This is a genomic window from Flavobacterium sp. (assembly GCF_030146175.1).
In the GTDB taxonomy this organism is placed as follows: domain Bacteria; phylum Bacteroidota; class Bacteroidia; order Flavobacteriales; family Flavobacteriaceae; genus Flavobacterium.
The window spans coordinates 19,083-33,637 of sequence record NZ_JASLCE010000008.1; the positions used below are offsets into that span (position 1 = coordinate 19,083).

General features: G+C 39.1%; 16 protein-coding genes. 1 reads left to right on the forward strand and 15 read right to left on the reverse strand.

The annotated features are described in order from the left end of the window. The first annotated feature begins 50 nt into the window (after positions 1–50). Positions 51–1,142, forward strand: coding sequence for a serine hydrolase (locus tag Q1R07_RS00655; RefSeq protein WP_300484944.1), 1,092 nt, complete (start codon positions 51–53; stop codon positions 1,140–1,142). Between the two features lie 11 nt (positions 1,143–1,153). Here the strand turns inward: Q1R07_RS00655 and Q1R07_RS00660 are convergent, their stop codons facing one another. The 15 genes from Q1R07_RS00660 to Q1R07_RS00730 form a co-directional block, all read right to left on the reverse strand. Then, complete coding sequence (locus Q1R07_RS00660; protein WP_300484945.1) at positions 1,154–1,336, reverse strand: hypothetical protein; 183 nt, start codon at positions 1,334–1,336, stop codon at positions 1,154–1,156. Between the two features lie 6 nt (positions 1,337–1,342). Next, on the reverse strand, positions 1,343–2,296 hold the full coding sequence (ftsY, locus tag Q1R07_RS00665) for a signal recognition particle-docking protein FtsY (protein WP_300484946.1): 954 nt from the start codon (positions 2,294–2,296) through the stop codon (positions 1,343–1,345). A 148-nt stretch (positions 2,297–2,444) separates the two neighbouring features. Next, on the reverse strand, positions 2,445–2,597 hold the full coding sequence (locus tag Q1R07_RS00670) for a DUF4295 domain-containing protein (RefSeq protein ID WP_091308981.1): 153 nt from the start codon (positions 2,595–2,597) through the stop codon (positions 2,445–2,447). Positions 2,598–2,606: 9 nt separating this feature from the next. Continuing rightward, positions 2,607–2,789 (reverse strand): 50S ribosomal protein L33, encoded by a 183-nt coding sequence (gene rpmG / locus Q1R07_RS00675; RefSeq protein ID WP_008253902.1) that lies wholly within the window; start codon positions 2,787–2,789, stop codon positions 2,607–2,609. Between the two features lie 25 nt (positions 2,790–2,814). Then, complete coding sequence (gene rpmB / locus Q1R07_RS00680; protein WP_136403294.1) at positions 2,815–3,051, reverse strand: 50S ribosomal protein L28; 237 nt, start codon at positions 3,049–3,051, stop codon at positions 2,815–2,817. A 79-nt stretch (positions 3,052–3,130) separates the two neighbouring features. Further along, positions 3,131–4,378 (reverse strand): competence/damage-inducible protein A, encoded by a 1,248-nt coding sequence (locus Q1R07_RS00685; protein ID WP_300484950.1) that lies wholly within the window; start codon positions 4,376–4,378, stop codon positions 3,131–3,133. 65 nt (positions 4,379–4,443) lie between these two features. Next, positions 4,444–4,788, reverse strand: a complete 345-nt coding sequence (locus Q1R07_RS00690; protein ID WP_300484952.1) for a histidine kinase — start codon at positions 4,786–4,788, stop codon at positions 4,444–4,446. Next, positions 4,788–5,399, reverse strand: a complete 612-nt coding sequence (locus tag Q1R07_RS00695; RefSeq protein WP_300484954.1) for a fumarylacetoacetate hydrolase family protein — start codon at positions 5,397–5,399, stop codon at positions 4,788–4,790. Before Q1R07_RS00695 ends, Q1R07_RS00690 begins: the two co-directional genes overlap by 1 nt. An 18-nt stretch (positions 5,400–5,417) precedes the next feature. Further along, on the reverse strand, positions 5,418–6,194 hold the full coding sequence (locus Q1R07_RS00700; RefSeq protein ID WP_136403298.1) for a 3'-5' exonuclease: 777 nt from the start codon (positions 6,192–6,194) through the stop codon (positions 5,418–5,420). A gap of 164 nt (positions 6,195–6,358) precedes the next feature. Beyond that, positions 6,359–7,522, reverse strand: coding sequence for a WG repeat-containing protein (locus Q1R07_RS00705; RefSeq protein ID WP_300484957.1), 1,164 nt, complete (start codon positions 7,520–7,522; stop codon positions 6,359–6,361). Between the two features lie 149 nt (positions 7,523–7,671). After that, entirely contained in the window at positions 7,672–8,841 is a 1,170-nt protein-coding gene (locus Q1R07_RS00710; protein WP_300484958.1) for a WG repeat-containing protein, read from the reverse strand. Positions 8,842–9,051: 210 nt separating this feature from the next. After that, a complete protein-coding gene (locus Q1R07_RS00715) occupies positions 9,052–10,476 on the reverse strand; it encodes an RtcB family protein (protein WP_300484959.1) in 1,425 nt (474 codons plus the stop codon). After that, positions 10,476–11,540, reverse strand: a complete 1,065-nt coding sequence (locus tag Q1R07_RS00720) for a nucleotidyltransferase domain-containing protein (RefSeq protein WP_300484961.1) — start codon at positions 11,538–11,540, stop codon at positions 10,476–10,478. The genes Q1R07_RS00715 and Q1R07_RS00720 overlap by 1 nt, the downstream gene beginning before the upstream one ends. Then, complete coding sequence (locus Q1R07_RS00725; protein ID WP_300484963.1) at positions 11,497–12,297, reverse strand: nucleotidyltransferase domain-containing protein; 801 nt, start codon at positions 12,295–12,297, stop codon at positions 11,497–11,499. The genes Q1R07_RS00720 and Q1R07_RS00725 overlap by 44 nt, the downstream gene beginning before the upstream one ends. Before the next feature lie 649 nt (positions 12,298–12,946). After that, positions 12,947–14,464, reverse strand: coding sequence for a TROVE domain-containing protein (locus tag Q1R07_RS00730; RefSeq protein ID WP_300484966.1), 1,518 nt, complete (start codon positions 14,462–14,464; stop codon positions 12,947–12,949). Positions 14,465–14,555 lie beyond the last annotated feature (91 nt).

Sequence of the window (14,555 nt, forward strand, 5' to 3'; positions counted from 1 at the left end):
GCTTTAAACCATTTAACAAAGCGCTAGTCCAAATAGAAACGCGATCCCTTATGAAACGAATATTCCTGTCGGCAATAACCCTTTTAGCAATAGCCAGTTGCAGTTCCGAAAGCGAAACTTCCAGCGGTTCCACTCCCGTAACACCTACGGAAAGTATGTATTTCCCACCGATCAGTTCCGGGAATACCACCTGGGAAACACGTAGTATTTCCGATTTGGGATGGCATGCCAATGCCGTACAACCCTTACTGGATTATCTGGAGCAAAAGCACAGTAAGTCTTTTATCGTACTGGTAAACGGAAGGATTGTCATGGAAAATTATTTTAACGGACATACGGCCAATAGTTATTGGTATTGGGCCAGTGCCGGAAAAACGCTAACTTCGACCATGACCGGGATTGCACAACAGGAAGGTTATCTCAACATAAACAACAAAGTTTCCGATTATCTTGGGAACGGATGGACGAGCGCACCCTTAGCCAAGGAAAACCTGATCAAGTGTAAAAACCTGCTAACAATGACTTCCGGACTGGATGATGCCAGTAATGGCGATTGTGTGACACCGGCCTGTTTGACCTATCTCTCCGATGCCGGTACCCGTTGGGCTTACGATAATGTTTATGTAAAACTTCAGGATGTAATCGCTACTGCAACACTAACATCTTTCTCCAATTACTTTAATAGTCGGCTACGGGATAAAATCGGGATGAATGGTATATGGACCAATACTTCTGATGGTTTAAGCGTTTATTCCAGCAATTCCAGAAGTATGGCGCGTTTCGGATTGCTAATCCTAAACAAAGGAAAATGGGATAACCAACAGATTCTAAACGAAAGCTACTGGAATGAAGCCACAACCACTTCGCAGAATATCAATCTGGCCTATGGGTATCTATGGTGGTTAAACGGAAAAACGAGTTACCATTTACCGCAAAGTCAGTATCAATTTTCCGGAAGTATTATTCCTTCGGCACCGTCGGATATGTATATGGCACTTGGAAAGAATGATCAGAAAATCTATGTTATACCGAGTATGAAAATGGTAATCATCCGAATGGGTGATGCCGCCGATGGCAGCAATATGGCTTTATCGGATTTTGACGAAGTACTCTGGCAAAAAATAAAGGCGTTATATGAATAACGCCTTTATTTTTATTTTTTATTGAAGTATCTGATAATTGCTACAATCAGCAATACAAAACTTGTTAATCGCAATGCCAGAAAAATACCGGGAAACGGTTTTTCTAAAAAGATAGCCAGGATTCCCAAAACAACACTTATGATCACCATTTTTAACGGTGACAGGTTTTTAAAAAAAGCGATTACGTTGTTCATTAGCTTTTATTTGAAAAATGAATCTACAAATTCAAATTTATTGAAGACCTGAAGATCTTCGATGCCTTCTCCTACTCCGATATATTTTACCGGAATCTGGAACTGATCGGAAATTCCAATCACCACACCACCTTTAGCCGTACCGTCAAGTTTGGTCACCGCCAAACAGGAAACTTCCGTAGCTGCTGTAAATTGTTTGGCTTGCTCGAATGCATTTTGCCCGGTCGAACCATCCAACACTAATAATACGTCGTGTGGCGCATCTTCCTGTACTTTCTGCATGACGCGTTTTACTTTTGTCAGCTCATTCATTAAACCGACTTTATTATGCAAACGACCCGCCGTATCGATGATTACTACATCGGCACCTTGTGAAACCGCCGACTGTAATGTATCAAAAGCTACCGATGCCGGATCACTTCCCATTTGTTGTCTAACGATTGGCACCCCTACACGGTCGGCCCAGATTTGAAGCTGGTCGATGGCTGCTGCACGGAACGTATCCGCTGCACCTAATACCACTTTATGTCCGGCTTTTTTAAACTGATAGGCCAGTTTACCGATGGTTGTTGTTTTACCAACACCATTCACCCCCACCACCATAATTACATACGGTTTTTTGTTGGCCGGGATTTCGAATTCACTGGCTTCACCGGAATTGGTTTCCGATAACAGTCCGGCGATTTCTTCGCGCAGAATTCCGTTTAATTCGTCCGTCCCAAGGTATTTGTCGCGCGATACGCGGGCTTCGATTCGTTCGATGATCTTTAGCGTCGTATTCACACCCACATCAGACGAAACCAGGATTTCTTCCAGGTTGTCCAAAACCTCATCATCCACTTTTGATTTTCCGGCTACGGCTTTGGTCAGTTTGGAAAAGAACGAAGTTTTCGTTTTTTCCAATCCTTTATCCAGGGTTTCTTTTTTCTCTGATGAAAATATTTTTTTAAAAAAATTCATTCGGCTATTTTACAATTAAATTACGATTTAGAAACGCAAATCCGATCGTTCCGAAAAAACGATCCTTCTTACAATTCTTACGACAAATATAAAAATAAAAAAGCTACTTCCATACGAAAGTAGCTTTTCTATAAATTGTATACGGGAATTATTTCTTTTTTAAGAATTCATCCACTTCTTCAGGAGACATTACAGACTCAACGAAAGTATAAGCACCAGTTTTAGGTGATTTTACCATCTTGATAGCCTTAGTTAATCTTTTTGAAGCTGTTTGTAAAGTTGCTACGGTTTTCTTTGCCATGACTTACGATTATTTAATTTCTTTATGAACAGTTACTCGCTTCAAAATTGGATTGAACTTTTTAATCTCTAATCTGTCTGGAGTATTTTTTTTGTTTTTAGTAGTAATGTATCTTGAAGTTCCTGGAACACCAGAAGTCTTATGTTCGGTACATTCTAAAATTACCTGAATTCTATTACCTTTCTTTGCCATCTTGATCTATATTATTTAGGTGGGATTATTTTACAAATCCGTTAGCTTTGGCTTGTTTCAAAACCGCAGCAATACCATTTTTATTAATTGTTTTTAAAGCAGCAGTAGATACTCGTAAAGTAACCCATCTGTCTTCTTCAGGAATGTAGAAACGTTTCTTAACTAAGTTAACGCTAAATTTTCTTTTGGTTTTATTCATAGCGTGAGAAACATTGTTTCCTACCATCGCTCTCTTACCTGTAAGTTCACAAACTCTTGACATTATACTTATCTTTATATTCGTTATTCAAAATCAGGGTGAAAAGTAACAAAAAAGAAACCTATTTCACAAACTATTTTGATTAGTTTTTTAAAATTTCTTTATAAATTTTTTCCAGAGCTTTGTTTACCGCCCTGTCTATAACCTTTTCCCGCGGTTGACCAAAGTTAAATTCTTCACTATAAATCCCTTTAGGAGTAGCAATCGCGATAAAAACCGTACCGACATCGGCATCGGAATCTCCTTTGGCCGGACCGGCATTTCCTGTAGTTGCAATAGCATAATCCACACCGAGTATTTTTTGCACGCGTGACGCCATTTCTTCGGCCACTTCGGTACTTACAACCGAGTGCTTTTCGATAATCTCCGGTGGAATTCCCAACAGGTTTATTTTAGTTTCGGTTGCATAGCTTACAATACTACCTTTAAAATAGGCCGACGAACCCGGAACCGATGTAATCGTTGCCGCTACACTTCCACCGGTACAACTCTCGGCTGTCCCGATAGTTAGTCCTTTTTCCGTGAGCAGTTGCCCTAATACAACCTCCAGTGTTTCCTCGTCGTCGTAACCGACAATATCGTTTTTGATAATAAATTCCAGTTTTTCTACCTGAATTTTAATTTCCCGATGCAATACAAACTCATCGATCCCCATAGCCGAAAGTCGTAGGCGAACCCGTCCCGGACTTGGAAGATAGGCCAGTTTGATAAATTCCGGAAGTGCATTTTCCCAGTTTTCGATTCGCTCCGCCAGAAGACTTTCCCCAACACCATAGGTAAGAATTGTTTTATGAACGATATACGGTCTGTCAAAACGGGCGATCAACCTTGGGATCACTTCGTTTTCCATCAGGTATTTCATTTCATACGGAACTCCCGGTAGTGATACAAACACGGTTCCGTTACGTTCCATCCACATTCCCGGCGCGGTTCCTACTTTATTAAAAAGTACGGTACTTTTGGACGGTACCAACGCCTGATCTTTATTGATCTGTGAAGCCGGTCGGTTAAATGCTTTTTCGATTATTTCCACCACATGAGCCAATACGGTTTCATTGACCACCAATTCGTCGGCGAAATAGTCGCAAAGTGTCTTTTTGGTAATATCATCTTTGGTTGGTCCCAAACCGCCGGTAATGATCACCACATCGACTTTACTTTCCTGTTCCGAAAGCGTATCCAGAATATGTTGTCGGTCGTCCGAAACGGATTGCATTTCGTGTACTTTAATTCCGATTTTTTCGAGTGTCTTGGCAATAAAGGACGAATTGGTATCCACAATCTGACCGATAAGGATTTCGTCTCCGATGGTAATAATGCTGGCTTTCATTTTTTTTGCTGTAAAAGAACAAAGGCAAACCATTTCGCTCTGGTTTGCCTTTTTCCGGACGATGCCTATAGATTATAGTCTTTTTTAATTTCTTTTAAAGTATTATCAACGTGTTCTTTTAAACTTTTGAATACTTCTTTTATCTCTTTCTTTTTTCCTTGTGACTTGGTCCACTCCATGATATGGAGGTTTTCGTCATAAGCCAAATCCATTCCCATCAGATCCAGCGTTGGCTTTATCTTATGGGAAGCACTGTAGGTTTTGTCAAAGTCTTTTTCCTCGATTCCTTCTTTTATGAGTCGGATTTCATTTGGAATTTCCGACACAAATAGCTGGATAATCTGTTGCGCAAACTCGGCATCATTATCCGAAATCTCGTAAACTTTAGATAAGTTATAATGTATTGCCATTATTTTACCTGTATTCTAAACAATTGTTTTCCTTCTATAAATCCTTCCAGCACGTCATTCGGATTCACCTTCGCTACACCGGCCGGCGTACCTGTAAAAATAATGTCACCTTTTTTAAGTGTAAAATATTGGGATACATAAGCAATCAACTCATCGATTTTCCATAGCATATGACTTGTGTTTCCCTTTTGCACCGTCTGACCGTTGCTGGTTAATTCAAATGTAATATTTTCCGGTGAATTAAATTCAGTTTTTGGTAAAAATTCACCGATCACTGCCGAGCCGTCGAATGCTTTTGCTTTTTCCCATGGCAGTCCCTTTTCTTTTAATCGGGATTGTACATCTCGTGCCGTAAAGTCAATTCCCAATCCGATTTCCTCATAATATTTATGTGCAAATTTGGGTTCGATATACTTTCCGACTTTATTGATTTTTACAAGAATTTCCACTTCGTGATGTACGTCATTTGAAAACTCAGGGATTACAAACGGGAATTGTTTTGGTAAAATGGCGGTATCCGGTTTTAGGAAAATCACCGGTTCGTCCGGGCGTTCATTTTGCAATTCTGCGATATGCTCGGTATAATTTCTGCCAATACAGATAATCTTCATAAGTAGCGCTGCGTAGGTTTAACTTAATTTATTATTGAGTTTTCTCAACTTAATCCCGGTCAGTACTTTTTTGGTATACAACGGGAAATCGGCATTTTGAATCCAGCCAAAATAGCCCGGTTCTTTATCGAATACCTCATCTACCAACACCCCTTTGTGTTTTCCAAAAGTAAAGATTTCCTGTCCTTCTGCATTTAATGCGATAAAACCGGCGAAATCCACTGATTTTTTACGGGTTGTAAATTCCGAAAGCGTTTTCATATCGTTTTCCAATTCCGGATAACGATCCAACTGGGCTTTTAAGATCTCGTATGTTGCCATCGTATCAGCTTCTGCACTATGTGCATTGTCCAATGTCTGACCACAATAGAATTTATAGGCCGCGCTTAACGTCCGTTCTTCCATTTTATGAAAAATCGTTTGTACGTCGACTGACACTCTGTTTTTCATATCAAAATCCACTTCGGCACGAAGCAATTCTTCTGCCAGCAATGGAATATCAAAACGATCGGAATTAAAACCGGCCAGGTCAGAATCTTTGATCATATTGTGAATCTGTGTCGACAACTGTTTAAACGTAGGCTCATTGGCTACTTTTTCATCCGAAATCCCGTGAATCGCAGTCGAATGCGGCGGAATAGGCATTTCCGGATTTACCAGCCAGGTTTTACTTTCTTTATTTCCGTTCGGATATACTTTAAATATCGATATTTCCACTATTCGGTCTTTTGCCACATCAATTCCAGTCGTTTCAAGGTCAAAAAAGCAAATAGGTCTGTTTAATTTAAGTTCCATTTTATTGATTTGAATAGCTACAAATATAACGGTTTTGGAAAGACACCAAAAGTATTATAACAAAAAAGACCGGCTCAAAATAAATTTTGCCGGTCTTTTATTTTACGCTTCGAGCCTATGCAAGTTCGCCGTTTTGATATAAATTGTATCGCCTTATTTTTTCTTTAATTTTTGAAATATTCCACTCCATTTTCACCCAGCAATCCTTTTTTACCGGCTTGGGTTGTCACTTCAAACAAGCCAAACTGCCAATGATTATTTACCGGAACAGCATTTAAGATTTTGATCTCCTTATATTTTGGCTTAACGGGTTTGTAAATAGAATTTAAAACAAATAGTCCTTTTTTAGTATCCTTTTCAAGAATACAAATTCCATCCCATCGCTCTTTAATAGCATCATATTCATACTCCAACAGTACTTTGCCCGTTTCGTCTAGTAATCCCATTTGACCATTCTTTTTCGTCGAAAACGTAGCATATCCATGATTCGATCGGAAAAATTCAATTTTATTATCACTTTTAAAAATAATTTTATCTTTATCCATGGCATATATTCCATACCCCTCGTTCATTTTTACGATGACTAGATTATCGGAAATCGAAACTATTTCACCATATTCTCTTTTTATTCTATTATAATTATTTTGCTTTGCCTCTCGCTCACTTTCGGTCGTATGAATCGAACGAATAACAGGTGCGTTATACCATTCTGGTAGTTCCTTCACAACAACCCTGTCATCGGCAAAATCGACTCCTTTTCCCTCCCAATAACTTTTTTCATCTTTGGCTATCCAGTAAAATTTGTCCTGATTTTCATCTTTATTTTGTTCCCAAGACCAATCTATAGCACTATATTCAATGGGTATAATGCATTTTCCTTTCGAGTTGATCAATCCTTTTTTATTCCCTTTTCTCACCTGATAACTTTCATTGGAAACAGACGACACCTCATCATATTCAACAGGAATAAAAACTTTAAAATCCTTGATGACACCCATCTTATTATTCTTATACGCAAAAATATCATTTGAAAACAGGGACATTTTTACCGAATCCAAATCCATCTCTGTAAACCGCTCTTTCTTATATTGATCAATAATAGAAATTTTGCCATTTTTCTTAATCACATATTTCCCATTAAAGTTTGGTGGTGTTGCTACAAAATCGACCATACCAGTTGTAAAGGGTTTTACTTTCACCGTTCCCAAAGTATCACAAAGTCCCCAAAGATTACCATCCCGATACGGCAACAACAATTCGTTTTTTTTGGTGTTTTGGGAAAATACAGTCGTAATACTTAATAAAAAAAGTAAATAAATCGTTTTCATCAATATTATATTAGGTCGGCGAAATTACTGAAATATCTTACGTAAAATATGATTTTAAAACAATAAAAAAGCCCCGAAAAATAAATTTCAGGACTTTTACTTGAGGTAATATCGTTCTAAAAGTGCCTTCTTCGTCGTCAGCTTTTTGGTTAATTTTTGAAATACTCCACTCCATTTTCACCCAGCAATCCTTTTTTACCGGCTTCGGTAGTCACCTCAAACAAACCAAACTGCCAACTCTCACTCACCGGAATGGCTTCTAATATTTTTATTTCCTTATATTTTGGTTTAACCGGTTTATAAATGGAATTTAAAACAAACATTCCTTTTTTATTGTCCTTTTTAAGCATACAAATTCCCATCCACTCCTTTTCAATAGTATCATATTCATAATCCAGTAACACCTTACCGGTTTCGTCAATTAATCCCATTTGACTATTCTTTTTCATCAGGAACGTAGTATACCCATTATTCATCCCACAAACTTCGATACTTTCGTCACTTTTCAAAATGATCTTATCCTGATCCACACTATACACACCATACCCGTCGTTCATTTTCACAATATACATATCGATAGTGGCCGAATTCCTATTGATCGAAAAAGAAACTACCTCACCGTATTTTTCCCCTATACTTTTACTTCTGTTTTCCTCTTCCTCTGTTACCTGTATTTTCATACCGATAACAGGCGGGCCGTACCATTCCGGTGTTTCATCAACCAAAACGACACTGTCGGTAAAACCAACTTCATTTTCCTCCCCATCGTTATTTTCATTTTCTGCAACCCAGTGAAACTTCTTGCTATTTTCATTTTCTCCCCAGGACTCATGTATAGTAGTATATGCGACGGGAATAAGCTGTTTTCCTTTTGAATTGATCAACCCTTGTTTACCTCCTTTTTCCACCACATAACTTTGATTGGAAGTAAGCGATATTTCATCATATTGAACCGGAATAAGCATTTTGAAATTCCGGATAACTCCGATTTTATTATTCTTATACACATAAATATCTTTTGAAAAAGGATACATTTTGACCGAATCCAAATTCATTTCTGCCAACAACGTTCTCTTATGCTGATCAATAATTGAAATTTTTCCGTTTTTCTTAATAACATATTTCCCTTTAAAGTTTGGTGGCGTTGTCATAAAATCCACCATACCGGTTGTAAAAGGTTTTACTTTCACCTTACCTAACGTATCGCAAAGTCCCCAAAGATTGCCATCCCGGTACGGTAACAACAATTCGTTCTTTTTAGCATTCTGAGAAAAGACAGTAGTAATACTCAATAAAAAAAGCAAATAAATTTTCTTCATAAATAATAAAATTAGGTCAGTAAAACTACTGAAATATCTGACACAAATATAATTTTAAAACCATTTCATTATCGTTTTTTTTCACCCAATTCCTATAAAAACCGATTCTATTTTACACTTCTCTTTTTTGCTATCCGAATAGTTTTCAAGTACCAAAATCCGGGCAAAAAACAATAAAAAGCCCCGAAACTAAATTTCAGGGCTTTTACTTTAATCTTCATGACTTCCGTCATCGGCCATTCGGACCAATTTTGGTGTAAATTTCGCTACAACATCAATCAGTTCTTTTTGTGCTTCCATAACCACGGTAATATCTTTATAGGCCATTGGCGCTTCATCTCTTCCGGCACCAACAAGCGTCACGCCGTGTTCTTTTAACACGTCCCGCATATCGGCTTTGGTAATACTTTTCACCGCCTGTTTACGGCTCATCTGTCTTCCGGCGCCATGCGAAGCCGAATGAATCGCTTCCGATTCTCCTTTTCTCCGCACCAAAAAACCGGGAGCCGTCATCGAACCCGGAATGATTCCCATCACCCCTTTTCCGGCTGGTGTAGCTCCTTTTCGATGCACGATAACCTCTTCGCCGTTCCAAATTTCCTTCCATGCAAAATTATGATGGTTTTCAACCCGTGCCAGCAATGTCCCGCCAATAGCTTTCTGCATTTTTTCATGAATCACCTGATGACAGGCAGATGCATAATCGCCAGCGAGATTCATCGCCAACCAATATTCCATTCCTTCCTGTGAATCCATATTCAGATACGCTAAGTTGGCCGCTTCATGTGGCAACTTACATATTTTTTTAGCCAGTTGGGTGTAATACCCGGCTATCGTAGCTCCCATCCCTCTTGATCCGGAATGCGTCAATAACGCGACATAACGTCCTTTATCAATATTTAACACCTCATCGCGCTGTTCAAATTCAATGATTCCGAATTCCACAAAGTGATTTCCGCCACCGGATGTTCCCAATTGCGACCAGGCTTTATCCTGTAACTTTTTAATAAACGGCGTCAGGTTAAACTCGTCTCGGTCAAGAATATCGTGTTGTGTTTTATGTTGTCCGTGATACCCGTGTCCGGCTCCGAATTTTGTATTGGCAATCAGCTCTCTTTTGTATTTCGCCTGATTTTCATAGAAATGCATTTCCGGAATATCATAGATTGACAAAGCCATACGACAGCCGATATCGACTCCGACACCATACGGGATAATCGCATTTTTAGTTGCCAGAACGCCTCCAATCGGCAATCCATACCCCTGATGTGCATCCGGCATTAAAGCTCCTGCAACCGTAACCGGTAACTGCATTGCCACCCGCATCTGATCCTGAGCACCCTCATCAATATGTTCGGCTCCAAATACCCGGTATTCTTTTCCGGTTTCCAACAACGGGATCGTTTGATCAACAGGCGTATTGGCTTCTTCGATTAACTTTGTTGCCAATGCTTCCCATATTGCATCGTCCAAATAGTGTTCCGGTTTCTCTTTTATATTTTTCAACAACTCCAACATCGCGATCTTATCCTGACCAACATTCTGTTTCGCTGCAATTTTTAATGCCAATCCCAAGACTGCATTTTCGTTATATCCAACCGAAATCAAATCGGTTCCTGTAATTTTTGTTTCCATTAGTATCTACTGTATAATTCTTCCCGCATTTCTATCAAAAGCTTTTCTGCTTTTTCGATATCGGGAAAATCTTTTAAATCACTCTCTTTAGCCCCAAATTCAATACGCTCCAATATATTTTCCGCCAGCAGCAGCAGTTCTTCATAACTTTTATTCCCAGCTTTAATTGCCAGCAAATCTTCCCGGTTTTGACGTCTGATATTGAGTTTTCCGGTTTCCATGAGTTCTTCAGCTACCTGCAGTAAGCGTATCGTGTGCATCATATTTTTGGAATCGTATCCGCCCTGATGTTTTTCATTCACCGCATAACGCTCCTGATTGCGTTTTTCAACCCATTCCCAATACGCATTATAATCTTTACAATAGGACGAGTAGCTTTCTGCATTAAAACACAGATATACGTGTACCTTTTCGCCTTCTTCCACCGACGACAAACTCACTTCGTTGGAATGACTGTTTTTCTGCACTCCTTTATACCCCTTCGTTCCCATTTGATCGTAAAACAAAGCATATAATCCTTTTGAATGCGGTAATTTTATCAATCCGCAGCGTTCCTCATCATATCGTTGTGCTTTAATCCAATCTCGAAACGGAACCACATCGTAATTTTGTAAAACAAAACAAAAATCCAATACTTCTTTTTTCTCCTTGGGAAAAGGATTAACAATTTTCTTTTTAAGTCCTTTAGCCTTCCGGATCTGCGTAACCGCATAACCGGCAAAAGTATCCTTTGTTTGTTTGGACAGAAACATTTCCATTGTGAGTCGTTCCATTATCGGATGCTTAAGCAACACACAATCTTCGGGTGTTGCCAGTAATTCGAGCATGTTCGGGTTACTTTTTAAAAGCAATTCCATAAACCTACCCAGTTCATAATAAACCTCATCGTTGGTTTCATTTTGAACCTGCGCTACATACTCCAATCCGAAGAACTGTTCTTTAGGAAGATAAAACACTCCTTTAAGATCTGTATCCGATTCCGGCGTATCCAAACCGTAGGCTTTACTACCGCTGACACACTCAAACAGCAACAGCCCTTTTTCTTTTATTTCCTGTATTGTCATAACGTTTTAGCATGGTTTGAAAAAAGACATCCAGACTTTCGGTTTCAAATACCTCTTTTCCAACCGATTTTACGGCTTCTGTTGTTTTTTCAAAAGTTGTTTTTATAAAATCACTGAGTTCCCCGGTTACTACAACCCAATCGGATTCTTTTGCGGTTTCTTTTTGCTTGATCAACTGCAATATTATTGTTTTCACTTTAGCCTCATCCGGTAGTACGGTTAGCAATTCTCCGATTGTCATGGGCGCTATGGTTTGTTTTTCGACACACCATTTGGCGGCCAATAAAGGGCGAAGGATGTAAAACAGCTTTTTGATTTTTATTTCATTACCCTCTTCCATAGTCAACAGCGCGCTTTTTGCGATTCCAAGATAATGAAACGTATTACTTCTTTCGCTAAAAAAACATTGCGACAATTGCCATAGTGCTTCGCGGAATCCTTTTTCTTCATAATAGACTTCCGGCGATTGCAGCCATTCAAATATTGTTGTATTGGATTTATTCATGAGCTGCAATACTTTCTTCAAATCCCATCCATACACATCCAATTCATCCGTTATCGGAAAACTCAGATGTCCATCTACTTCTTTTACCGATAAATACGCACTACTATTTCGTATGTATACAAACCGTACATCATAATCACTATCCGGAGAAGGAAATCCCCAGGCACGGCTTCCGGATTCACAGGCAAATACTATTTTTATACCGTTTGCCTTTTCTATTTCTTTTAATTTTTCTGCTATTATTGTTTTCATTTTTAAGCTTTTTTATAAACCGGGCAACAAGCAAAAAGAGTACATGGCGTGCGACCTTACACTAACTGTACTAACGGTACAGCGTCGGAATCGAACCAACACTACCCGAGCCCTAATCGAAGTAACTCCTTTTTACGACACCGGTATTTATGTTTTAATTGTAAAGAGGCAACATTTGTAAAGTGATCGGTCCTTTTAATTGTACGAAGTAACACTTTAGTACGGCACTCTTTTAGCAAGCGTAACAAGCAACAAATGACTTTCGGGACTCGAACCCAATTTAATCTACCAACGAAGTAACATTTGTTTACGACAACTTACGAAACAGAAGCAACATTCGAAAAAAGTACAGGGGCACATCGTTGCCGGAGTCGAACCGGATAACCTTGCTGTTTTTACAACTTCGCTATTCCTCCCCCAAATGGTGACGAAGTAACTTTTTTCTACGACATTCTGTTTTTATTTTTAAACAAGGTAACCTATCAAAAAGAGTATTTATTTTGCTCTACCAACTGAGCTACATCTTACCGATGGCGGGACTTGAACCCGCGTCCCAAATACTTTAAATACGAAGTAACTCTTTTTTACGACACTTGTTTTTTATTTCTTTTTATAACTCCCGCGATGTTCTTAACCACGGGAGTACTACCTACAACCCAATCGCATTGATTTTATCCAGGGCTGTTTCTTTGTTTTCCAAAGCATCTAAAAGATCAAATATCTTATCGGACCAACCGGCCAACAAATACACATCATTTTCTCGTATATCTATCGGTTGCTGACCGTATCCTGCCAAATCGAACAAATACAATTTTGCCTGTGGCGCAATTCGTTTGTACTTTTTCCAGGAACCGGCAAACGAGTTAAAAGTCATGGTACTGTTCCACATCTGGGCATCGGTAAACAACATCACTTTATCCACCTGCTGGTTTTTACGAATCAGATCTTCCAACACCAAATGTCCGTTAGTAGCATATCCTACTTCGCCTTCTCTCCTGTAATATTCTTCTACATTGGCCAGTACCGCGCTTCTTGACATATTGATCACTTTCCAGGTATCGCCAAACATTCCGCTGATTACATTTTTACAACGGGATTGCAACAACATTCCCAACATCAAACCGATATCATACAGTAATATCTTACTTCTTGCGGAAACCGGTTTTTGCATCGACCCCGAAACATCGCAAGCAATCACTACAGATGTATCGTAACCAAACCCGCGAATATTTTGCGCACTTATCGCAACCGCTTTTTCCAAAGCCTTCAAAATACTGGACGTAAACGGCGAATTGATTTGTTTCACTTCCCGATAGGCCGCCAAAAACCGAAATGGTAATTGTTTGGAACCGACAACCGCTTTTTCATTCGTCAGATAATCTGAAACCATAGCGATATGTTGTGCCGATACATTAGCTTCAAGTATATTCCGAAGGTTTCGCATCAAAGCCATATAACCGACTTTACGACTTTCTATCAACTCTTCCCATTTTAAGCGAAAAGCCATATTACGGACAGTTGTATTTTCAAATTTTACCATCCCCAAAACCGAAAGCTCCGTTTCCCATGTGTATGGTATTGCCAACGTATTGTTTACTATTTTATTAAATAACTCCTGCTGGTTCGCATCTTTTGCTTTCGGATGTACCAAAAACAAAGCATCTTTTAAGGTCACTTCCGCTTTCCGGTTGTATTTGGCAAACTGATATTCGTCGAACGTATTGAACGATACCGCCAAACCTTTTTGAATCTGTTTTGAAAGTCGGTTTAATTTTTTAGTTTCTTTTCGTTCGTTAGCTAACTGATAATAGGCTAGCAATTCGGTAATCTCATCTGCTCTTTTCACTACATTGGTAACCGCTTTACTTACCGTTGCATTTCCGGATGTTATTTTCGCTAATTCCACTATCAATACCATCGGAACGGAACGCAAGTTCATTTCATTTCGGGCATACGCCGCCAGTTTCGCAACAAATTCCGGATCGCATACAGTCATTAATTTCTGAATTCGCTGCAATCGATCATCCTGTTTTTCGTAAAAAGAATCACTTAATCCGGTTGTAACAACTGCGGTATACAATTCTTCTTCAGGCGACATTACGTATGCCGTTGCTCTTTCATGATTGATGATCCTTTTACTTTCTCTTTTTAATAAGTTGAATTTCATCGTTTTACTTTTTGTTGTTACACTTCGTTTTAACTGCCGGACTGTTGTGTTATCCTGACATTGCAAAGATGACCACCTTAGTACGCAGCAT